The 19,319-nt window shown below is 73.6% G+C and carries 24 protein-coding genes; 9 read left to right on the top strand and 15 right to left on the bottom strand.

Translation table 11 applies throughout. From position 1 onward, the window contains the following. Window positions 1-174: 174 nt before the first annotated feature. The 6 genes from AB0I21_RS53135 to AB0I21_RS53110 form a co-directional block, all read right to left on the bottom strand. Window positions 175-972 (bottom strand): alpha/beta fold hydrolase, encoded by a 798-nt coding sequence (locus AB0I21_RS53135; protein WP_360573018.1) that lies wholly within the window; start codon window positions 970-972, stop codon window positions 175-177. Between the two features lie 152 nt (window positions 973-1,124). Next, a complete protein-coding gene (gene dpgD / locus AB0I21_RS53130) occupies window positions 1,125-1,952 on the bottom strand; it encodes an enoyl-CoA-hydratase DpgD (protein ID WP_360573016.1) in 828 nt (275 codons plus the stop codon). An 83-nt stretch (window positions 1,953-2,035) separates the two neighbouring features. Beyond that, window positions 2,036-3,190 carry a (3,5-dihydroxyphenyl)acetyl-CoA 1,2-dioxygenase DpgC gene (gene dpgC / locus AB0I21_RS53125; RefSeq protein WP_360573014.1) on the bottom strand — a complete coding sequence of 385 codons (1,155 nt, stop codon included), beginning with the start codon at window positions 3,188-3,190 and terminating at the stop codon, window positions 2,036-2,038. 5 nt (window positions 3,191-3,195) lie between these two features. Continuing rightward, on the bottom strand, window positions 3,196-3,828 hold the full coding sequence (gene dpgB / locus AB0I21_RS53120) for an enoyl-CoA-hydratase DpgB (protein ID WP_360573012.1): 633 nt from the start codon (window positions 3,826-3,828) through the stop codon (window positions 3,196-3,198). A gap of 11 nt (window positions 3,829-3,839) precedes the next feature. Next, window positions 3,840-4,952 (bottom strand): 3,5-dihydroxyphenylacetyl-CoA synthase DpgA, encoded by a 1,113-nt coding sequence (gene dpgA, locus AB0I21_RS53115; protein WP_360573010.1) that lies wholly within the window; start codon window positions 4,950-4,952, stop codon window positions 3,840-3,842. Between the two features lie 224 nt (window positions 4,953-5,176). After that, a complete protein-coding gene (locus AB0I21_RS53110; protein ID WP_360573008.1) occupies window positions 5,177-5,758 on the bottom strand; it encodes a TetR/AcrR family transcriptional regulator in 582 nt (193 codons plus the stop codon). 68 nt (window positions 5,759-5,826) lie between these two features. Here AB0I21_RS53110 and AB0I21_RS53105 point away from each other — a divergent pair, with 68 nt between their 5' ends. Next, the gene (locus AB0I21_RS53105; RefSeq protein ID WP_360573006.1) at window positions 5,827-6,864 is read left to right on the top strand and encodes a hypothetical protein; all 1,038 of its coding nucleotides are present in this window, start codon (window positions 5,827-5,829) and stop codon (window positions 6,862-6,864) included. Here AB0I21_RS53105 and AB0I21_RS53100 read toward each other — a convergent pair. Then, window positions 6,824-7,897, bottom strand: coding sequence for a WD40 repeat domain-containing protein (locus tag AB0I21_RS53100; RefSeq protein ID WP_360573004.1), 1,074 nt, complete (start codon window positions 7,895-7,897; stop codon window positions 6,824-6,826). The genes AB0I21_RS53105 and AB0I21_RS53100 overlap by 41 nt on opposite strands. Between AB0I21_RS53100 and AB0I21_RS53095 the strand changes: the two genes are divergently transcribed. After that, window positions 7,878-8,228: an ATP-binding cassette domain-containing protein gene (locus AB0I21_RS53095; RefSeq protein ID WP_360573002.1), complete on the top strand. Its 351-nt coding sequence runs from the start codon at window positions 7,878-7,880 to the stop codon at window positions 8,226-8,228. The genes AB0I21_RS53100 and AB0I21_RS53095 overlap by 20 nt on opposite strands. 126 nt (window positions 8,229-8,354) lie before the next feature. After that, entirely contained in the window at window positions 8,355-8,843 is a 489-nt protein-coding gene (locus tag AB0I21_RS53090; RefSeq protein ID WP_360573000.1) for a flavin reductase family protein, read from the top strand. Window positions 8,844-8,849: 6 nt separating this feature from the next. Here the strand turns inward: AB0I21_RS53090 and AB0I21_RS53085 are convergent, their stop codons facing one another. Then, window positions 8,850-9,788 (bottom strand): phosphotransferase, encoded by a 939-nt coding sequence (locus AB0I21_RS53085; RefSeq protein ID WP_360572998.1) that lies wholly within the window; start codon window positions 9,786-9,788, stop codon window positions 8,850-8,852. A 16-nt stretch (window positions 9,789-9,804) separates the two neighbouring features. Here AB0I21_RS53085 and AB0I21_RS53080 point away from each other — a divergent pair, with 16 nt between their 5' ends. Beyond that, window positions 9,805-10,209: an NUDIX domain-containing protein gene (locus AB0I21_RS53080; protein ID WP_360572996.1), complete on the top strand. Its 405-nt coding sequence runs from the start codon at window positions 9,805-9,807 to the stop codon at window positions 10,207-10,209. Window positions 10,210-10,289: 80 nt separating this feature from the next. Here the strand turns inward: AB0I21_RS53080 and AB0I21_RS53075 are convergent, their stop codons facing one another. Beyond that, complete coding sequence (locus AB0I21_RS53075) at window positions 10,290-10,946, bottom strand: hypothetical protein (protein WP_360572994.1); 657 nt, start codon at window positions 10,944-10,946, stop codon at window positions 10,290-10,292. 19 nt (window positions 10,947-10,965) lie between these two features. After that, window positions 10,966-12,075: a DUF4062 domain-containing protein gene (locus AB0I21_RS53070; RefSeq protein ID WP_360572992.1), complete on the bottom strand. Its 1,110-nt coding sequence runs from the start codon at window positions 12,073-12,075 to the stop codon at window positions 10,966-10,968. A 176-nt stretch (window positions 12,076-12,251) separates the two neighbouring features. Between AB0I21_RS53070 and AB0I21_RS53065 the strand changes: the two genes are divergently transcribed. From AB0I21_RS53065 to AB0I21_RS53055, 3 genes are read left to right on the top strand one after another with little or no spacing between them, the layout of a single operon-like run. Then, complete coding sequence (locus tag AB0I21_RS53065; protein WP_360572990.1) at window positions 12,252-12,584, top strand: hypothetical protein; 333 nt, start codon at window positions 12,252-12,254, stop codon at window positions 12,582-12,584. A 37-nt stretch (window positions 12,585-12,621) separates the two neighbouring features. Beyond that, window positions 12,622-12,942, top strand: coding sequence for a hypothetical protein (locus AB0I21_RS53060; protein ID WP_360572988.1), 321 nt, complete (start codon window positions 12,622-12,624; stop codon window positions 12,940-12,942). Between the two features lie 47 nt (window positions 12,943-12,989). Beyond that, on the top strand, window positions 12,990-13,325 hold the full coding sequence (locus AB0I21_RS53055; RefSeq protein ID WP_360572986.1) for a YnfA family protein: 336 nt from the start codon (window positions 12,990-12,992) through the stop codon (window positions 13,323-13,325). A gap of 5 nt (window positions 13,326-13,330) precedes the next feature. Here the strand turns inward: AB0I21_RS53055 and AB0I21_RS53050 are convergent, their stop codons facing one another. The 4 genes from AB0I21_RS53050 to AB0I21_RS53035 all read right to left on the bottom strand — a co-directional run bounded on the left by AB0I21_RS53050 (window position 13,331) and on the right by AB0I21_RS53035 (window position 16,349). Continuing rightward, entirely contained in the window at window positions 13,331-13,729 is a 399-nt protein-coding gene (locus AB0I21_RS53050) for an ATP-binding protein (RefSeq protein WP_360572984.1), read from the bottom strand. Window positions 13,730-13,841: 112 nt separating this feature from the next. Then, on the bottom strand, window positions 13,842-14,354 hold the full coding sequence (locus AB0I21_RS53045; RefSeq protein WP_360572982.1) for a HAMP domain-containing sensor histidine kinase: 513 nt from the start codon (window positions 14,352-14,354) through the stop codon (window positions 13,842-13,844). Window positions 14,355-14,383: 29 nt separating this feature from the next. Next, the gene (locus tag AB0I21_RS53040) at window positions 14,384-14,866 is read right to left on the bottom strand and encodes a DUF4396 domain-containing protein (RefSeq protein WP_360572980.1); all 483 of its coding nucleotides are present in this window, start codon (window positions 14,864-14,866) and stop codon (window positions 14,384-14,386) included. A gap of 76 nt (window positions 14,867-14,942) precedes the next feature. Continuing rightward, on the bottom strand, window positions 14,943-16,349 hold the full coding sequence (locus AB0I21_RS53035) for an MFS transporter (RefSeq protein WP_360572978.1): 1,407 nt from the start codon (window positions 16,347-16,349) through the stop codon (window positions 14,943-14,945). 118 nt (window positions 16,350-16,467) lie between these two features. Between AB0I21_RS53035 and AB0I21_RS53030 the strand changes: the two genes are divergently transcribed. Together AB0I21_RS53030 and AB0I21_RS53025 are read left to right on the top strand one after the other, a co-directional pair. After that, window positions 16,468-17,058 (top strand): TetR/AcrR family transcriptional regulator, encoded by a 591-nt coding sequence (locus AB0I21_RS53030; RefSeq protein ID WP_360572976.1) that lies wholly within the window; start codon window positions 16,468-16,470, stop codon window positions 17,056-17,058. Between the two features lie 29 nt (window positions 17,059-17,087). Next, complete coding sequence (locus tag AB0I21_RS53025; RefSeq protein WP_360572974.1) at window positions 17,088-18,254, top strand: MFS transporter; 1,167 nt, start codon at window positions 17,088-17,090, stop codon at window positions 18,252-18,254. An 83-nt stretch (window positions 18,255-18,337) separates the two neighbouring features. On the opposite strand, the gene AB0I21_RS53020 is transcribed toward AB0I21_RS53025, so the two are convergent. Next, window positions 18,338-19,319 (bottom strand): S8 family serine peptidase (locus AB0I21_RS53020; RefSeq protein WP_360572972.1); only part of this gene is annotated, 982 nt, incomplete at its 5' end.

Here is a 19,319-nt window from a genome sequence, read left to right as displayed (position 1 = left end):
GTGTCCTGGTGCCGGCCGGCGAAACCGCATTCCCACCGGTGGGCACCGGGGGCGTGCACACTATGCCCAAGCCCATCGATCCGATCAACGGCGTCCGTCCGGCCGGTCACGGCAGCCCCGGGGACCAGCGGATACACCGTTGAACAGCGGTGCCCCAGTTGAACACCGGCCGGCTCAGAACTTGCCGAGGAACTCGACGATCGCGGCGTTGACCTCGTCCGGCCGTTCGAGGTTGCCGAGGTGCCCCGCACCGCCGATCTCCACCAGGTCGCAGTCCGGGATGGCGTCGGCGACCTCGGCGCCCAGGTGCGGCGGGCAGATCAGGTCGTCGGTGAAGGTGATGACCCGGCACGGCACGGTGATCCGGCGCAGCAGGTCCCGCCGGTCGGTGCCGACGTCGACCCAGTCCTGGCCGCTGGAGCCGTTGTCGCCGGACAGCTCGAACACGTCGAGCCACAGCGACACGGTGGACTCGTCGTTGAGGGTCCGCGGCGAGAACATCTGCAGCACCGTCGTCGGCCCCGAGTACCCCGGCGGGAGTTGCACGCCGCTCTCGTTGAGGACCTGGTCCGCCCGGTTCAGCGCCCGGCGCACGAGGTCCGAGCGGGACCGGGTCGCCATGAGGACGGCGGAGCGCACGAGCTCCGGCCGGCGCAGCGCGATCTCCTCCGCGATCACGGCACCGAGCGAGGTGCCGACCAGGTGGCACGGCCCGGCGTCGAGGGCCTCGATCAGCCCGACGGTGTCGGCGACCATGTCGTCGAGGCTGTAGCGGCCGGGCGGCACGTCCGACGGGGCGATGCCGCGGTTGTCGAACGTGATGGTCCGGTAGCCGGCCCTGTGCAGCGCGGGCGTCTGATGCGCGGTCCAGACCCGGCCGCTGGCACCGGATCCCATGATCAGCAGGACGTCGTCGCCGTCGCCGGTGCGGTCGTAGGCGAGCCTGATGCCGTTGGCGGTTACGTAGCGCATAGTGCGGCCGATGCCCCTCTCGAACGGATGCGGCCCTCATCATCAGGCCCGGATCCGTTGCGGGCGCCCATGTTCAACCGGCCCGCTGCGACAGTTGAACGGCGGTGTTCAACCGCTGCGGCGCGGCAGTTGCACACCGCCCGGGCGGCCGCTCACCGGCCGAGCCAGCGGGGCTCGCGGTCCTCGGCGAACGCGCGGGGGCCCTCCATGGCGTCCTCGCTGTGCATCCGCCGCCGCTCCCAGACGAACTCGGCCGTGAACGCGTCCGGCAGCGGCATGTCGAGCGACCGCAGCACGGCTTCCTTGATCGCCCGTACCGACAGCGGCGCCGCCCGGACGAGGTCGTCGGTCCATCCGGTGACGCACGCGTCGAGGCCGCCGGCGGGCACGACGTCGTTCACCAGCCCCGCCCGCAGCGCCGCCTCCGCCGTCATCCTGCGGCCGGTCAGCAGGTAGCCCATCGCGACCTTCAACGGCAGCTGCCGGGCCAGCCGGAACGCGCCGCCGGCGCCGGGGACGAGACCGAGCCGCGCCTCCGGCAGGGCGAAGACCGACCGGTCGCTGGCCACGATGATGTCGCAGGCGAGGGCGAGCTCGAACCCGCCGCCGAGCGCGTAGCCGTCGACCCGCGCGACCACCGGCTTGGTGAGCTCGAACCGCTCGGTGAGGCGGGGCCAGCCGGGCTGGCCGCGGCTGCCGAACGTGGTCGGTGCCGCCCCGTCCGCGTTCAGCCGGGCCCGCTCCCGCAGGTCCTGGCCGACGGAGAAGGCCCGGTCGCCGGCGCCGGTCAGGACCGCGACCCGCAGGTCGTCGTCGGCCTCGAAGTCGTCCCAGACGGCCGCGAGCTCCTCGTGGGTGCGCAGGTCCATCGCGTTGAGCACGGCAGGGCGGTCGATCGTCACGCGGGCGACGCCGGCGTGCTTCTCGTACCGCACCCGCGGCCGGTCGTCGCCGCTCACGCCGCCGTCGTCGCCGCTCACGCCGCCGCCTCCGCTTCGCTCCGGCATCGGCCTGAGCCCAACCTGCAATCCCGGTGAGCGGCCCGAGCCGCTTCGCTGGCCGCTCACGAGCCGCGCTCGGTGAACCGGCGGACCTTGTCGAGCACGTCGTCGTCGTACATGCGCAACACCTGCTGCAAGGCGAACTCGGCCAGATAGCGGCGCAGGGCGTCGGCGGGCTCCTCGGCGGCGATCAGCATCCGGCGGTTGGCGACGATCGTGGGTCCTCGCAGCGCCTCCGCCGCCCGGTCGACGGCGTCGTCCAGCGCCGCCGGGTCGGTCACCTCGTCGATCAGGTACCTGGCGTCGGGTTCGGTCGCCCAGATCTTGTGGCCCTGCAGCACCAGACGGCGGGAGAACCGTGCCCCGGCGGCCCGGCCCAGCCTCAGGTTCGCCGCGCCCGGGATGATGCCCTCCTGCGCGGCGGGGAGGCTGACGTACGCGTCGGCGGCGGCGAGGACGTGGTCGAAGACGAGCAGCAGCTGTGCCCCGCCGCCGATGGCGAAGCCGTCCACGGCCGCGACCCACGGCTTCTCGACGGTCCGCGAGTGCCAGCGTGCCGGGTCGTCGGTCACAATCCCCCGCAGGAGCTTGTGGATGTAGCCGAGCTCGCGGCGCAGCAGGAAGTCGACGAGGGTGATCCCACCGGCGTGCAGCGTCTTGAGGTTGATGCCGGCACTGAAGACCCGGCGGCCGCGGTACCGCGGGTGGGTCATCACCCCGCCGCGGACCACCCCGACCTCGGCCCCCGGATGCAGCAGCACGAGGTCGACGGCGGTCTCCATGTCGTCGACCTGACGGGGGTCCTCGGCGTTGAGGCAATCGTCGCGGCAGAGGGTCAGGTGCACCACCGCCCCGCGCAGCTCCGCCCGGACCGACCCCAGATCGGCCGTCCCCGTCCGCTCGAACTCGGGCAGCATCGCCAGCGCCCGTTCCGTCGGGCGGAGCATGGCGTCCATGAGGTGCGCCCCCGCCGTGGGCGAGCCGAGGACCCGGTTGAAGAAGATGCCGAGGTCGATCTCGTGCCCGACCTTCGCGGCCTGCGGCAGGTCGCGGTCGGCGGCGAGCTGCGCGGCCGTCGGGACCAGGCCCGGGTGCCGGGTCGCGGCGGCCTCGGCCAGCTCGGCCAGCCGCAGGTGGCGGGTGCCGTCGCCGGTCAGCTCCGCGTACACCTCCTCGACGTGCCGGTCGAGGAACGCGCACCGCTCCGCCCTGTTCATACCGCTCACACCGCGGCCTGGCGCAGCGTGCGATCGCAGGCCGCCAGGTGACCGCCGAGGGCCTCCTCGAAGCTGACCGTGCCGGCGTCCAGCATCAGCTGCCGGCGGATGGCCAGCTCCTTGCCGGACAGGCTCCCGGTGAGCCCGGCGACCGCCTCCAGCGCGCCGGTGACGTCGTCGGTGACCTCGTCGAGCAGCTGCAGGGCCAGCGCGTCCCGCGCGCCGATCGGGTCGCCGAAGAGCAGCGCCCGGCGGACCGCGGCGGTGTGCGAGCCCTGGTGCGCCAGCCGGTACAGCGCCATCCCGGGCCAGGTCGCCCCGGTCCCGACCGGCACGACCAGCCGCGCCGACGGGGTCGCGATCCGGTAGTCGGTGGTCAGCAGCGCGTCCAGGGCGGGGCCGCCGACGTCACCCTCGGCGACGGCGACGAGCGCGACCGGCAGCCGCTCCAGCCGCCGCAGCGCCCGCTCCCAGCGGCTCACCAGCGCGACCGTCAGCCCTTCGGTCCGGGCCTGCGCCGGCGCGCCGGACGCGTACACGACGACCTGCCCGCCGAGCGTCTCGGCCCGGTCGCACGCCTCACCGACCCTCGCGACCAGCTCGGCGGAGATGGGTTGCGTGCCGTCGACCGTGAGCATGATCTTTTCCGTCACCATTGCACCAGCGCCGTCTCGATCGTGGAGCCGGGGCCCATCGTCATCAGGACCCCGTGGTCGCCGGGTTCGGCGACCTGTTCGCGGAGCAGCCGCTCGTACGAGAACAGGAACGAGCCGCTGGAGAGGTTGCCGTAGTCGGCGAGGACTCCCGTGGTGTGCCGCACGTCGTGGCGGGTGAGCCCGAGGTTGACCCGCACCGCGTCGATGACCTTCTTGCCGCCGGAGTGGATCAGCCAGTGCCGGACCGCGCTGCGGGGCAGGCCCGCGCCGGACAGGAGCCGGTCCACGACCCGTTCCGCGTGGGCGCCGACGACGTACGGGATGTCGGGGTCGAGGAAGAAGCTGAACCTGTTCTGGTCGGTGTCCCAGTCGTAGCGCATCGCACCGATCGCGTCGGTGATGATGTGGCTGGCGAAGCCCAGCACCCGGGGGCCGGCGGCCTGCGTGTGGTCGCCGGCCCTGAGCGCGACGGCGGCCGCGCCGTCGCCGAACAGGCTGTTGACCACGGCGGTGCGCATCGTCGAGTCGAACGTGTAGGCGGCGGAGCACGCCTCGGCGCACACCATGACGGCGAGCCGGCCGGGGTTGCCGCGGGCCCAGGCGGCCGTGCCGTTCAACGCGTTGAGCCCCGCGTTGCAGCCCATGCCCACGACGTCGACCCGGTGGCAGCCCGGGTCCATCCCGGCCGCGCGGATGATCAGGGCGCTCAGCCCGGGGGTCAGGAATCCGGTCGAGGTGACGCAGCACAGGTACTCGATGTCGTCGAGCCCCACCCCGGCATCGTCCACACTGGACTGAATCGCGCGCAGCGCCATGTCGACGGCGAGCCGCGTGTGCTTCGCGAGGAGCTCACCCTGCGGCTCGGCGACCCGGTTGCCGTCGGCGTCCACGGGCGGCAGCGTCAGGTGGCGGCGGGTGATGGCGCTGTTCAGGAAGACGGACCGGATCTTCGGATCGGTGATCCGGAACAGGTCGAGGACTTCACGCTGGGTGTACGACTCCGGCGTCACCGCCGTGCCGACCCCGGCGATGCGGGTGTGCCGCGGCGGGGCGACGGCCTGTGCGTGTGGTGCCGGAAGGTCCAGCAGCTCCGGGCTGAGGGTCATCGGTAGGTCCAGCCCCACATCCGGGGCTTGCTGCGTTTCGTGACGGCCGTCCGGATCATGCGGATCGGACCTCCCATGCTCAATGTGCTGGTCGCCCAGTCGGCGCCTGGAGGATCATCACTCGACCGCTCCGATGTGACCAGCCACAGTTGAACAGCCCACCGCCACGCGGGCTGCGACCACCCACCCGGCCTGTTCAAGTGCCCCGCGTCGCCGCACCGCGTTCAGGCGCGGCCCCGGACGAGCGGCAGGAACACCTCGTCGACGATCTCGACGAGCACCTCGTCAGGTACCGAAGGGATGCCACGCATCGCGTACTCGGCGCGCAGCAGCATCATCGGCGTGGCCGCGACCCGTGGGTGGACGGCCGCCGCCGGTGCCTCGCCGCGGGCTACGGCCCGTCCGAGCATGGTCAGCCAGGCCCGGTCCATGGTGTCCGCGCCGGAGCGCTCGCGCATGAGGGTGAGCAGCTCGGGGTCGTCGGCGGCGGCGGCGAGCAGGCCGCGCAGGATCGCGCCGTGCGGTGAGGACCAGGTCTGGTTCGCCAGGCGCAGCATCTCCAGCGCGTCGCCCCGCAGGGTGCCCGTGTCCGGGTCGGGCAGCACGGCGTCGGACAGGTGCCGGTATGCGGCGATGCCCAGCGCGGCGCGGTTCGGCCAGCGGCGGTAGATGGCGTTCTTGTTGGTCCCGGCCCGCCCCGCGACCCGGTCCATGGTCATGCCCGCGTAGCCGGACTCGCGCAGCTCCTCCGCCGCCGCGTGCAGGATCGCCCGCTCCAGGTCCTCGCCGCGGCGTCTCGTGCTCATGCCTTGCAGGGTACTGGACGTACCTTATAGGGTACGCGTCGTACCCTACGAACGAGGAGAGCTTCGCGATGCGCGTCTTCGGCATGAACTACGACACCGGCTTCGTGAGCGCCGGGTCCACCACGCACGAGCCGTTCGACCCTCAGGTGGTGCAGCGGGACCTGCGCGTCATCCGCGACGAGCTGCACTGCGACGCGGTGCGCATCACCGGCGGCGTGCAGGACCGGCTCGAACTCACGGCCCGGCTGGCCGCCGGCGCCGGGCTCGAGGTCTGGTACTGCCCGTTCACCAACGGCCTCGACCGCGACGGGCTCATGGCGTTCGTGCTCGACGGCGCGTCGCGGGCCGAGCGGCTGCGGCGCGACGGCGCCCCCGTCGTGTACCTGGCCGGCTCCGAGATCTCGATGTTCACCGACGGCTTCCTGCCCGGCCGCGACTTGACCGAGCGCATGGCGCTGTTCGCCGACCCGATGCGGATGCGGGATGCCGTCCCGGCCGCACGCGCCGCGGTCCGGGACTTCTTCGCCGAGGCGGTGCCGGCGGTCCGGGAACGCTTCGGCGGGCCCGTCGGGTACGCCTCGATCCCCCTCGAGGCCGTGGACTGGACGCCGTTCGACATCATCGCCAGCGACGCCGGCTACCGCGACGCGACCAACGCCGCGGCGTTCCCGCAGACCCTGGCGGCGGCCGTGGGCCAGGGCAAGCCCTACGCCGCGACCGAGTTCGGCTGCTGCACGTTCCGCGGCGCCGCCGACGTCGCGGGCGCCGCGGAGCCGGTGACGTATGACGAGCACGGCCGCGCCGCGACGCTCACCGCCACCCTGGAACGCGACGAGGAAGGCCAGGCCCGGTACATCGTGGACCTGCTGCGCGACTACGAGGCCGGCGGCGTGGAGGCGGCGTTCGTCTACACGTTCGCGAACCGGCACCTGCCGACGACCGACGACCCGGCCCGCGACTTCGACCTGGCCGCGCGCGGGATCGTGCGGGTGCTGCCGGACGGCTCGTGGACCCCGAAGGCCGCCTTCCACGCCCTCGCCGAGTACGGCCGCGCCCGCGCGGACCTCAGGGCGCGCGGAGAAACGCCGAGCGCTCCTCGTCGGTGAGGTCCCGCGTCACGCGGGTCCGGGCCAGGGCCAGGACCTCGTGGACGTCCTCGCAGGCCTCGCAGCGCCAGATGCGGGTCGTGCCGTCGCCGTGCCCGGTCGCCAGGTGGCGGCCGTCGGGGGCGAAGTCCACCTCGCCGACGGAGGCGCCGAAGCCGTCGATCACCACCGGCTCGCCGGCGGCCGGGTTCCAGACACGGACGGTGCCGTCGTCGCCGCTGCTGGCCAGCCGGCGGCCGTCCGGGCTGAACGCGACGCTCCACGCCTGACCCTCGTGCCCGCGCAGGACCAGCGACGCGCCGGTCGCCGTGTCCCACAGCCGCACGGTGCCGTCGTTGCCGCCGCTGGCGAGGTGCCGGCCGTCCGGGCTGAACGCCACGCTGCGCACCGGTCCGTCGTGGCCGGCGAGGCGCCGCACGGTGCGGTCGGCGAGGTTCCACACGCGGACGACGCCGTCGGCGTGGGCCGCCGCCAGGTGCGTGCCGTCGGGGCTGAACGCGACGCCCCACACCTTGCTCTGGTCGCCGCTCGGGTCGCCGGGCAGGACGTCGGCGCTGTGCGTGGTCAGGTCCCAGAGGCGGACGGTCCCGTCGGCGCCGCCGCTGGCGAGCCGCCTGCCTTCGGGGTCGAACGCCACGTCCTGGACGGGACCGGCGTGGCCCTGCAGCACGACCTCCGCCGCCGTGCGCCAGTCCCGGACCCGGACGATCCCGTCGTCACCGGCCGAGGCCACCCGGCCGTCCGGGGCGACGGCCACGCCCCACACCGGACCCTGGTGCCCGCGCAGCTCGGCCACCGGCGCCTGGCGCAGGTCCCGGCCGGTCCGCGCCCACACCCGGACGGTGCCGTCCCGGCCGACGCCGGCGAGCCAGCCCCCGTCAGGGCTGAAGGCCACGTCGTTGACCGCGCCGTCGGTCCCGGCCCGCACCGTCGCCCGGCGGTGGGCGGTGACGGTCGCCTGCCGCAGGACCGCCTCGGCCTCCGGCGTGGGCTTCGTCTCGTAGAACGCCACCGTGGCCTTCAACGTGGGCATCGCGGCCGGCGGTCGCGAGGTGATCGAGGCGGCCCTGGCCCGTGTGGGTCTCGGCGGGCGCGGCGACGACCTGGTGTATCAGCTCAGCGGCGGCGAGCAGCAGCGCATCGCGGTGGCCCGCCTGCTGGCCAAGCGGCCGGCCGTGATCCTCGCCGACGAGCCGACCGGCGCGCTGGACAACGACAACGCCGCCCTCGTCATCGGCCTGCTGCGGCAGCTCGCCGACGACGGCAGCACCGTCGTCCTCGCCACCCACAGCGACCACGCGGCGGACGCCTGCGACACGGCCCTGGACCTCGCCGCCGGCCCGCGACCACGCTCCCTCGTGTGATGTTCCCCATCGGCCGAGTGGGCCGGCGCCCCGGTGCCGGGTGCCGGACTTGACCTCGAGTTCGGTTGAGGTTTTACGGTTGCCGGTGTTGGTGTCGGGACGGGGTGGCGGAAGGCGGGCCGGTCGGTGACCGTCGAGGTCGACATGGGGGTCGTGGCGTCGTTCAAGGCGGCGTTCCGCGCCTATCCGACGGGGGTGGCGGTCATCGCCGCGGCCGGTCCGGACGGTCCCGTCGGGCTGACGGCGTCGAGCGTCGCGTCGGTGTCGCTGGCGCCGCCGGCGCTGTCGTTCTCGGTCATGGACTCGCCGTCGGCGCGGCTGATCGTGGCGGCGGACAGCTTCGTCGTGCACCTGCTGGGGGCGGCGCACGAGGACCTGGCCCGGCAGTTCGCCGAGCCGGGCGGCCGCCGGTTCACCGACGACCAGCCGTGGACGACGCTGCCCACGGGCGAGCCGCTGCTGCACGGCGTGCCGGCGGCGCTGCGGTGCACGACTTTGCACCGGCTGCCGGTCGGCGCCTCCACCGTGGTCGTCGCCGAGGTCGCCGACGCGCGGATCGGCCCGGCCGGCGCCGCGCTGACCTACCGCGAGCGCGCGTTCCACGTCGGCCGGTAGCGACGGTCAGGGCGCCAGGACCTCGGCGATCATGCGGTGGCCCTGGGCCTCGAAGGTCTCGTCGCCCACCTTGTACGCCCAGGCGGCCGTGGCGATCGCCTCGCGGACCCGGGTGCGGTGCCACGCGGCGGGGTCGCGCGGGTCGGCGCCGTAGCCGTCGACGAACGCCGCCTCCAGCGACGGGTCGCGGCGGAACTGCTGCGCGGCGAGGCGGGTGAGGTCGCTCGCGGCGGAGCGCATCGCGGCGCGGCCGAAGTCGATGACGGCGACGGCACCGTCGTGGACGAGCCAGTTGCGGGGCTGCCAGTCGCCGTGCGTCGGCACCAGGCGGGCCGGCGGCGCCGGCCATCCGGCGATCTCGGCCCGCAGCCGCCCGGCCGTCGCCGCCGGGATCCGGTGCGGGCCGTCCAGCCAGGCCAGGGACTTGGCGTTCTCGCGCCGCTCGTAGTCCTCGTCGGTCTCCGCGGGCTGGGCGTGCAGCAGCGCCAGGAGCGCGCCGGCCTGCCGGTAGGTGGCGGGGTCGTCCTCCAGCGCCGTGCCGAGGACGAGGCTGCCCGGCAGGTGCCGGGTGACGAGCAGCTTCGCGTCGTCGTCGCCGTGCTCCAGCACCGGCGCCAGGCCGCGGGAGGTCCACGGCCCGAGCCAGTGCCGGTGGGCGTGCAGCTCGCGGGCGATGTGGTGGTCGCTGTCGCCCCCGGCCTTGACGATGAACCGGGCCCCGCCGCAGGTCACCTCGAGGACGGTCGTCGCGACCAGTCCCCAGCTGTGGTCGCGGTCGACGGTCGCGCCCGGCAGCCACCGCCCCAGGAGCGCCCGCTGCCGCGGCGACAGGCTGGGCGGCACGGCGTTCACCGGCCGATTGTAGGTCCCGGCGGGCTCGACGTGCGGGGCGACGAGGCCGCGATGACGTGCGGCGGTCGCGGGCGTGCCTGGCCGGATGGTCATGCCACAATCCTCAGCCATGCACGAGATCGTTACCGCGGCGCTGGTTCGCGAGGGTCGGGTCCTGCTCGTCCATCGAAGCCCGAACCGTCGTGCCTACCCGGACGTGTGGGATCTGCCCGGCGGACACATCGAGCCAGGCGAGACAGAGCTGGCTGCGCTCACCAGGGAGATTCACGAGGAACTGGGCGTGCGGATCGCACCAGGCTCGGCGACCCATCTGTGCCGGCTGGAGGCAGGCCGCGGAGAGGAGTCCGTGCGTTTCAGCGCCTGGCTTGTCGGCGAGTGGGACGGGACACCGACAAACGCCGCTCCCGATGAACATGACGAGATCCGTTGGTTCCGTCCCGAGGAGGTGCCTCCGCTCGCCCACGAACGCATGGGCCCGGCGGTGGTGGAAGCGATGCGGGGTGCCCACACCTGAACGTCGACGCGCCGTCATCGGCGGATCCGGAGCCCGCAGCGGCCCGCGGCAGCACCGCCTCAGCGGAAGGGCGGCGCTGGTCACGGTCGCCGGGCGGCCCTGAGGTGGTCCGCCCAGGCGGAGGTTCCCGGCCGCAGGTCCGGGTCCTCGGTCAGCACCCGGGGGATGGCGTCGAACACCTCACCGACCGGGTCGTGGTACATCGGCAGCGTCGGCGCGGTGTGCAGCAGCGGCAGCACCCCGAACGCGAGGTAGTGCAGCATCTTCCGCTGCAGCTGGCCGGGCGAGACGACCGCGAGCAGCGGCCCGAACGGACCGTCCCGGTAGTACGAGGCCGTGACGAAGCACTCGTCGGCGGAGCCGTAGACCCCGTCGTCGCCGCGGTACCGCTGATTGAGATCCTCGCCGTGAACCGACTCGGCGGGGATGCCCGCGTCGCGCAGGAACGCCCCGCCGGCGTCGCTGAGCGAGACCGGGTCGACCGTGCCGCCGTCGCGGTGCCGGCTGCCCGGCACGTACATCTCGACCGGACCGCGCTCGGCGAACTCAGCGTACAGCCGGACCCCGAGGCGTAGCCGGGCCTCGAACTCCGGCCCGGGCGAGCCGTCCGCCCGCAGCGGATGTTGGGCCGCGACCTCGATCAGCGCGGCCGCCCGCCCGGCCCGCCCCGCCATGAACGCGGTCGCCGCGGTGTACCGCCGCTGCCACTGCTGCCGGGCGTCGTCGAGTCCTGCCAAGCGTCTTCCCCCTGAACGACTAGACATCCCGCACGTCACCGCGCCCGTCCACGACCCGCCACACCCGGTCGAAGTGCCGGAGGCAGGCCCAGACCAGGTCGTCGCCGCCGACCCGCGCGCACTCCATCGACATCGTCTCAGCGGCCCGCAGCGGTGGCAATGTCACGGTCATCCACGCCCAGTCGTCGTCGCAGATGATCATCGTTGACCGAAGGTGCGTGGTGAAGTAGCCGATGCTCGCCGAGCCCGCCGTCGCCGGGACGATGCCACGGGCCTCGGCAAGGAGGTCGAACAGCCGGTCCGGGATCGCCTCGATCTCCTCGGCGATCGGGCGGCGTTTGGTGAACTCCGACTCCATCTCGTCGACGTCGGCCGCGAACGCCGAGTCCGGCTGCGGCACCAGCACCCGCAGCCGGGCGCCGTGGCTCACGGCATCGACCAGGTCGCGCCGGTAGATCTCCAGGAAGCGGACCGCGCTGGTGGACATGATCCGGATGTCGGACGCGGTCCGCAGATGGTTGTTCATCATGCGGTCGGCGTTGCCGTCCTCGGAGATCCGCCGGATGCCGAGCAGCCGGGCCGGGTCGAGAATCGGGACGGTGGCGCTCAGCACGCCGTCCGGGATCGCGTCACCGCGGATCCAGCCGATCCCCGGCCGCTCCTCGGAGATCGCGTCGAGCGCCGCCGACACCTTGTACGCCAGGTCGGACGGGTTCGTCCAGGTGTCACGGACCCGCTCCCGCTCGATCCGGGCGCGGAAGGCCCGCATCTTCGCTCGCCTGGCCGTGTCCTCGTCGACCTGCTCGACCATCAGGTTGCCGATGTTCTCGTACAGGAACGCGAGCACCGGGATGCCGCGCTCGCAGGCGTAGTCGTACTCGCGTTCCGTGAAGCTGATCCCGCGGTCGTCGAGCAGGCTGCCGTACCGGCCCTTGAGGATCAGCACGAAGTAGTCGCACTGGTCGATGTACCGGCGGATGGTCGACCATGCGTCGGAGGGCGAGGCGACCCACCGCTCCATCATGTGCGGGATGTACTTGCCGCGAAGCAGGCCGTCGGCCACCTTCTGGCGTTCCTCCGCCAGATCCCGCTGAGTAGAGCTGATGAAGACCTGGTATCGCTTGTCCACGGAAGTCTCTGACGGACCGCAGCCCGACACCATAGGGGCGAATCCGGCCATGTCCGACTAATTCGGGCCCTAGGATCGCGATCACGGTCTACGGGTGGGCGGCGCCGAATCCGGGGTTGCATCCGGTACCCAGGTACAGGCTTACCGTCGAGGGACACCAGCCTGAGGAGCCTGTCATGTCGTTCGACGTCCCTGACGCGTGCACCCTGCCGACCGCGGAACGGCCGCTGCGGCTCGCCGAGTTCGACGCGCTGTTCAGCAGCGCCGTGCGGTCGGTCGAGGTCGTGAGCCCGACCCGTGCCCGGATGCGGCTGGCCGGGCCGGCCGGCCTCGAGGCGACGGTCCGCGACCTCGCCGCGCGGGAGACCGCGTGCTGCTCGTTCTTCACCTTCACCGTGACGCCCGGCCCCGCCGACGGCGCGCTCGTCCTCGACATCCAGGTCCCCGCCGCGTACACCGACGTCCTCGCCTCCCTGGCCGGCCGGGCGACGGCCGCGACGTCCCGGTGACCGACCTTCCCTCCCTGCCTACAGACGGAGCTGCCACATGAGCCTGCCCCTGCGACCGGTGCACACCCACCACGACCCGAAACCGGCGGCGGTGGACAACGCGCCGCCGATGCGGAGCAAGGTCAGTGGTGTCCTCGCCGCTGCCGCCTGCGCCGCCTGCTGCGCCCTGCCGCTGCTCATCGCCGCCGGGGTGCTCACCACCGCCGGCGCCGCGGTCGTCGAGCAGACCCTCCTCGCGGTCGCCGCGGGACTCGCCGCCGCCGCGCTCGGCATGTGGTGGCTGCACCGCCGCCGCGGCGCCCGGCGGGCCGCCGCCGCGGGAGCCGCCTGCGGCTGCGGCGGCGGATGCGGCTGCTGACCCGCACCACAAGGCGTCCTTCCGCGACGATGTGGTGCGATACACGCATGACGATCATCCGGTCCATCCTGCTGTTCCTGCTCGCCGCGCTGGCCGAGATCGGCGGCGCGTGGCTGATCTGGCAGGGCGTCCGGGAGCACAAGGGGCTGCTGTGGATCGGGGCCGGGATCGCCGCCCTCGGCGCCTACGGCTTCGTCGCCACGCTTCAGCCCGACGCGAACTTCGGCCGGATCCTCGCCGCGTACGGCGGTGTCTTCGTCGCCGGCTCGCTCGGCTGGGCGATGGTCGTCGACGGGTTCCGGCCCGACCGCTACGACATCATCGGCGCCGCCGTCTGCCTGCTCGGCGTGGCGGTCATCATGTACGCGCCGCGGCACGGCTGAGCAGGTCAGGCCGGCGGGTGTGGCGGCAGCAGCACCCACACCCGCTTGCCGCCCTCGTGGTCCTCGACGCCCCACCGCTCGGCGAGGGCGGCGATGATCGCGATGCCCCGGCCGCTGTCGCGGTCGATCGTGTCGGCGTCGGCCGGCATGCGCGGCACGACCGCGGACCCGTCCGCGACCGAGACGGTCACGTGCCCCTCGTCCGCCTGCAGCGCCAGCACGACCCGGCCGCCGCCGTACCGCACCGCGTTGGTGACCAGCTCGGTGACGGCCAGCATCGCCCGGTCGACCCAGTCGGCGTCGGTGAGCCCCCAGCCGGCGAACGTCGACGCCATCGCCCGCCGTGCGATGGCGGGCGCCCCGTCGCTGATCGGGAGGTCGAAGTGCGCGGTAAGAGGGCTCACCGCGGCGGGCCTGCGCTCGCAGTTGCCGTCACGGCCCGTGCAGTACCCCACCCGTTCACGTGACGAAACTTGCCGGACGGCAAAGGTTGTCGGGGCGGCCGCCACCGGGTCGTCAGAGGCCGTTCGGCGGCTGGTCGCGCGGGAGGCGGACGGTGGCGGTGACGCCGCCGCCCGGGGTCGGCCGCAGCGTGATGGTGCCGTGGTGGCGGTGCACGATCAGCCTGCTGGCGGGCAGGCCGAGGCCGGTGCCGGGGATGCCGAGGTCGCGCACCCGGCTGCCGCGGTGGAAGCGTTCGAAGACCTGCTCCAGCTCGTCGGCGGGGATGCCGATCCCGGCGTCGGCGATGGCGAGCGTCACGTGGCCGTCGGGATCGCTGAGGGTGGCGGTGACGTCGCCGCCGGGGTGGCCGTACGTGAGGGCGTTGTGCGGCAGGGTCTCCATGACGAACCGCAGCCGGGTGTCGTCGCCGTCGATCATGAGGCGGTCCGGGGCGGTGACGTGCAGGCGGATCGGCCAGTCGCCGACGTCGGCCCGCACGTCGTGGACGGACGCGCGGAAGGCGGCGGCGAGGTCGAAGCGCGCCACCCGCATCGTGGCGTGGCCGCTGTCCAGGATTTCACACAACCGTTCCGCATAGGTCCGGAATGCGCGGTTCAGTGACCGTGATGGTACTGGTGGACGACCGCGTGGCCCTTGCCACGGGAGATCATCCACCGGTTCAGGGGCGTGGTGAGCACGAACGCCACGGCCAGCGAGAACGCCAGCGAGGCCCAGAACAGCCACGCGGTCAGCCCGGCGTCCATCGCGCCCGGCACGGTCACCATGACCGCGTTGTCGAGCACCTCCATGACGGCGATGGACACGGTGTCGGCGGCGAGCGCCACCTTCAGCGCCGTCCGCACGCCGACACCCGCGCGCAGGACGCCGCGCATGGTCAGCGCGTAGCCGAACACGAAGGCGAGCGCGACGGACAGCGCGACGGTGGCGGCGTTGTGCAGCCCGAACGCGGTGCCCAGCACCATGCCGAGGACCTCGCCGATCGCGCAGCCGGTCAGGCAGTGCAGGGTCGCCTGCGCTGCCGCCGCCCACGTCGTCGTCGCCGCGGTGCTGACCGGGTGGTGATGCGTGTGATCCATGTCGACCTCCCTTTCCGGCGCCGACTATACCCCCTAGGGGTATCCATGCAACGGTGGCCCGCGCCACGTACCGGCGTCAGTGCACGAAGACCGGGCCATCCGTGACGGCCGGGCGGCCGCCGGGCAGCGCGGCCGCGAGCACGACGGCACTGACCGCCGCCACCACGGCGGCCGCGGTGTAGGCGGCGGTGAAGCCGTCCAGCGGGCCGCCCGGCGCCGCCGCCAGGTCACCGGCGGCGATGGCGGAGACGAGCGCGACGCCCAGCGCGGCACCGAGCTCGTGACCGGTGTTGAGCAGGCCGGAGGCACCGCCGGCGGCCGCGTGGTCGACGCTGGTCATCACCGAGGTGGACGCGGTGACGAACCCGGCGCCGAGGCCGGCCGCCGCCAGTACGAACCCCGGAAGCACCGCGCTGAAGGGCTGGGCGTGCGGCTCGACCCGGGCCAGCAGCCCGAACCCGGCGGCGGCCACGGCGAACGCGACCAGCATCACCGGCCGGGCACCGAAGCGCTGCAGCCCCCGGCCGGTCAGGTGCGCGGAGACGATCGTGGCGAGGGTGACCGGCAGGAACAGCACCCCGGTGCGCAGCGCGGAGTAGCCGAAGCGGTGCTGCAGCAGCATCGACGTGAGAAAGAACCCGCCGATGAGCAGGCTGGAAGCGGCCAGCATGACGGCGTTGCCGGCGATGACCGGCCGGCGGCGCAGCAGCCCGGTGGGCAGCAGCGGCGACCGGGTGGCGCGCTGGACCGCGACGGTCGCCAGGCCGAGCACCGCGGCGCCGGCGAACGACAGCCAGGTCGAGGTCGCCGTCCAGCCCGCCGTGCCGGCCCGCACGAGGCCGTAGATCACCAGGGCGGCGGTGCCGGTGAGCAGCAGCGCGCCGGGGATGTCGACCCGCCCGGGCTGCCGCGGCGACGGTGGCACCAGGAGCCGGACCGCCAGGCCGACCGCGATGCCGATCGGCACGTTGATGAAGAACACCCAGCTCCAGCCGGGGCCCGACACGAGCAGCCCGCCGATGAGCACGCCGGCCGCGGCGCCACCGCCGCCGACGGCACCCCAGACGGCGAGCGCCTGGTGCCGGCGCCGGCCGTGGAACAGGGTGCTGACGATCGACAGCGCCGCCGGCGACAGCATCGCCGCGCCGACGCCCTGCGCGGCCCGCGCGCCGAGGATGACGGCCGCGTCGCCGGCGAGCCCGGCGGCGAGCGACGAGGCGGTGAACACGGCCAGCCCGGCCAGGAAGACGGCGCGCCGGCCGAGCAGGTCGCCGAGCCTGCCGCCGAGGACGAGGAGCCCGCCGAAGCACAGGGCGTACGCGGTGACGACCCACGTGGCCGCGCCGGCGTCGAGCCGCAGATCGTCGGACATCTTCGGCAACGCGACGTTCACCACGGTCACGTCGAGGATGACCATGAACTGCGCCAGGCACAGCAGCGCGAGCGTGCCCCAGCTGCCGGATCTCTCGTGGTGGTGCTCCATCCTCGGCCTCCCATAAGTCGTACAGCGATGTACGACGTACTGTAGGACGCGCTTTGCTAAAGTCGAACACCTGTGCTCGACTTCACCTCGCTGCACTTCACGGAAGCGGGACCACCCGATGCCACCGACGACACCGCGCCGGGCCGACGCGCGCCGCAACATCAGCGCCATCCTCGACGCCGCGCAGGCCTGCCTCGTCGCCGATCCGGCCGCGAGCATGCAGGACGTCGCCCGCGCCGCCGGCGTCGGCAGAGTCACCTTGTACGCCCACTTCGGCTCCCGCGCCGAGCTGCTGGACGCCGTCTTCACCCAGGTGATGGCCGACGCCGAGCGCGCCCTCGCCGAGGTCGACCTCGACGGCGACGAGCGCCGGGCCCTTGCCCGGCTGATCGCGTCGTCGTGGCGCATCGTCGAGCGGTCCCGGCTGCTGCTGCGCGCCGCCCAGCTGGAGCTGCCCGCCGACCAGATCCGCGAACACCACCGCCGCCCGCTCGACCGGGTCGAGAAGCTCATCGAGCGCGGCCGACAGGCCGGCACGTTCCGGACCGACCTGCCCGTGTCCTGGATGACCGCCGTGGTCTACAACGTCATCCACGGCGCGGCGGACGAGGTCACCGCCGGCCGCCTCACGCTCGACCAGGCACCGGATGTCATCACCGCGACCCTGCTGTCGGCCTTCGCCCCGCCCACCCCGACCGGGAGATACTGACGGCACCTTCCCGCTTCCCCGGAGGCCCGGTGACCCGCCGACCGATGTGGCCGTTGTACGCGGCCGGCTTCACCACCGCCTTCGGGGCGCACGGCATCGCCGCCAACCTGGGCGGGTTCGCGGAGGGTGCGGTCACGTCGCTGCTGGTGCTCGGCGGCCTGCTCGCCCTGTACGACGGCGCCGAGGTGCTGCTCAAGCCGGTGTTCGGCAACCTCGCGGACCGGGTCGGCGCGCGGCCGGTGCTGCTCGGCGGGCTCGTCGCCTTCGCCGTCGCGTCCGCCCTCTACGCCGTCGCCGACAGCCCCGGCTGGCTGTGGGCCGCGCGCCTCGGCCAGGGCGCCGCCGCGTCCGCGTTCTCCCCCGCCGCGTCCGCGCTCGTCGCCCGGCTCAACCCGGCGGCCAGGCACGGCCGGGCGTTCGGCTCGTACGGCTTCCACAAGTCCATCGGCTACACCCTCGGCCCGCTGCTCGGCGGCGTGCTGGTCTGGGCCGGCGGGCTGCGGCTGCTGTTCGTCGTGCTGGCGGTCCTCGGCGCGGCCGTGGCGGCATGGGCGGCGCTCGCCGTGCCCGCCGTCGCTGCCCTGCCGAAGCGGCGCCAGACCGTCATGGACCTCGCGCGCCGGCTGGCCGACCGCGCGTTCCTCGCCCCGACCGGCGCGCTCGCCGCGGCGACCGCCGCCCTGTCCGTCGGCGTCGGTTTCCTGCCCGTCAACGGCCGGACCGCCGGCCTCGGCACGGTCGCCACCGGCGCCGCCGTGTCGCTGCTCGCCCTCTGTGCGGCGATCGTCCAGCCGTGGGCGGGCCGGGCCCTGGACGGGCGGCGCCTCACGACCCGCACGGGCCTGACCGCCGGCCTGGCCCTCACCGCCGCGGGCCTGGCCTGCGCGGCGCTGCCGGGCCTCGCCGGGCTGCTCACCGCCGCCACCCTGATCGGCGCCGGCACCGGACTGATCACCCCGCTGGGGTTCGCCGCGCTCGCCGCCGGCACGCCACCGGAACGCCTCGGCCAGACGATGGGCACCGCGGAGCTCGGCCGCGAGCTCGGCGACGCCGGCGGCCCGCTCCTCGTCGCGGCGGTCGCCACCCTCGCCACGCTCGCGTACGGCTTCGCCGCCCTGGCCCTGCTCCTCGCCGTCGCCGCGGTCGCGGCGTTCCTCGCGCGCCCGAAGCCCACCTCAGCGCCGACAACGCAATAGCGTCAACGGCGATGCGCGCCGCTGGATGCGGAGACGGCGATGCGCCGGGCCCTTGAAGGACCCGGCGCATCGTCCGGTGGTGCTTACGACCAGGAGCTGCTGGCCCACTCGTCGCTGGACCAGTAGTGGCCCGACCAGTAGTGCCCGGACCAGTAGTGCCCGGACCAGTAGTGGCCCTCCCAGTCGGGGTCGGCCCACGACGCGGCGCCGTTCCAGGGCTTGCCCGACCAGGTCGCGGCCGCCCACGTCTTGGACGCCCACGAGGTGCCGGTCCAGTTGTCGCCGGCGATGCGGTACCCCATCCAGGTGCCACCCGACCAGCTCGTCTGGTTGGCGCTGCGCGGCGCCCACGTGGCGGGGCTGAACGGGCCCCAGACGGCGTTGTCGCCGCTGAGCGCCACGTTATCACGGACGAGGCGGCTGGTGCCGCGGGCGTCGTCGAGCTTGCCGGTGCCGGTGGAGCGGTTCCAGCCGGTCGCGTACAGGTTCTGCGACGCGATCGCCGCGTTGAGGTTGAGGGCCCTGATGTTGCGGGTCATCGCCAGGCCGGAGACGAAGCTGGCGGAGGTCGTCAGCACGGTCTTGACCTGGTCCGCGGTGAGCGTCGGGCGGGCCTGCAGCAGCAGCGCCACCGCCGCCGACGTGACGGCCGCCGCCTGCGAGCTGCCGCTGCCGCGCAGCAGCGTCGAGCCGACCTTCGCCGACGGGTACGTCAGGTCGATGTTGGAGCCCGGGTTGGCGAGCGAGATGATCGACTCGCCGGGGGCGACGAAGTCGACGCTGCGGTTGTTGCCGCCGATCGTGGTGAACGAGGCGAAGTCGTCGTCGGAGACGTTGGTGGTGCCCTTGATGGAGCTGGCGGCGACCGCGAGGACCGCCGGGTCGCTGGCCGGGTCGCTGACCACGAGGTCGCTGTTGCCGTCGTTTCCGGCAGCCGCGACGACGACGATGCCCTTCAGCCAGGCCTGCTCGACCGCGTACTGGACCGGGTCGCTCCACGAGTTCGGCGTGCCGCCGGTGCCGTAGGACAGGTTGATGACCCGGATCGGGTTGGCGGGGTCGTCG

This window comes from Dactylosporangium sp. NPDC050588, from assembly GCF_040654975.1.
Taxonomy (GTDB): Bacteria; Actinomycetota; Actinomycetes; order Mycobacteriales; family Micromonosporaceae; genus Dactylosporangium; species Dactylosporangium maewongense.
Note: the sequence above shows the minus strand (reverse complement) of the source record. Positions and strands in the feature narration are given on the sequence as shown.

What these genes read in the sequence shown, in the direction of transcription:
- AB0I21_RS53135 (WP_360573018.1), bottom strand. Translation starts at nt 972, where the DNA reads ATGCGCTACGTAACCGCCAACGGCATCAGGCTCGCCTACGACCGCACC.
- dpgC (WP_360573014.1), bottom strand. Translation starts at nt 3,190, where the DNA reads ATGAACAGGGCGGAGCGGTGCGCGTTCCTCGACCGGCACGTCGAGGAG.
- dpgB (WP_360573012.1), bottom strand. Translation starts at nt 3,828, where the DNA reads ATGCTCACGGTCGACGGCACGCAACCCATCTCCGCCGAGCTGGTCGCG.
- dpgA (WP_360573010.1), bottom strand. Translation starts at nt 4,952, where the DNA reads ATGACCCTCAGCCCGGAGCTGCTGGACCTTCCGGCACCACACGCACAG.
- AB0I21_RS53110 (WP_360573008.1), bottom strand. Translation starts at nt 5,758, where the DNA reads ATGAGCACGAGACGCCGCGGCGAGGACCTGGAGCGGGCGATCCTGCAC.
- AB0I21_RS53105 (WP_360573006.1), top strand. Translation starts at nt 5,827, where the DNA reads ATGCGCGTCTTCGGCATGAACTACGACACCGGCTTCGTGAGCGCCGGG.
- AB0I21_RS53100 (WP_360573004.1), bottom strand. Translation starts at nt 7,897, where the DNA reads ATGCCCACGTTGAAGGCCACGGTGGCGTTCTACGAGACGAAGCCCACG.
- AB0I21_RS53085 (WP_360572998.1), bottom strand. Translation starts at nt 9,788, where the DNA reads ATGACCATCCGGCCAGGCACGCCCGCGACCGCCGCACGTCATCGCGGC.
- AB0I21_RS53080 (WP_360572996.1), top strand. Translation starts at nt 9,805, where the DNA reads ATGCACGAGATCGTTACCGCGGCGCTGGTTCGCGAGGGTCGGGTCCTG.
- AB0I21_RS53065 (WP_360572990.1), top strand. Translation starts at nt 12,252, where the DNA reads ATGTCGTTCGACGTCCCTGACGCGTGCACCCTGCCGACCGCGGAACGG.
- AB0I21_RS53060 (WP_360572988.1), top strand. Translation starts at nt 12,622, where the DNA reads ATGAGCCTGCCCCTGCGACCGGTGCACACCCACCACGACCCGAAACCG.
- AB0I21_RS53055 (WP_360572986.1), top strand. Translation starts at nt 12,990, where the DNA reads ATGACGATCATCCGGTCCATCCTGCTGTTCCTGCTCGCCGCGCTGGCC.
- AB0I21_RS53040 (WP_360572980.1), bottom strand. Translation starts at nt 14,866, where the DNA reads ATGGATCACACGCATCACCACCCGGTCAGCACCGCGGCGACGACGACG.
- AB0I21_RS53035 (WP_360572978.1), bottom strand. Translation starts at nt 16,349, where the DNA reads ATGGAGCACCACCACGAGAGATCCGGCAGCTGGGGCACGCTCGCGCTG.
- AB0I21_RS53030 (WP_360572976.1), top strand. Translation starts at nt 16,468, where the DNA reads ATGCCACCGACGACACCGCGCCGGGCCGACGCGCGCCGCAACATCAGC.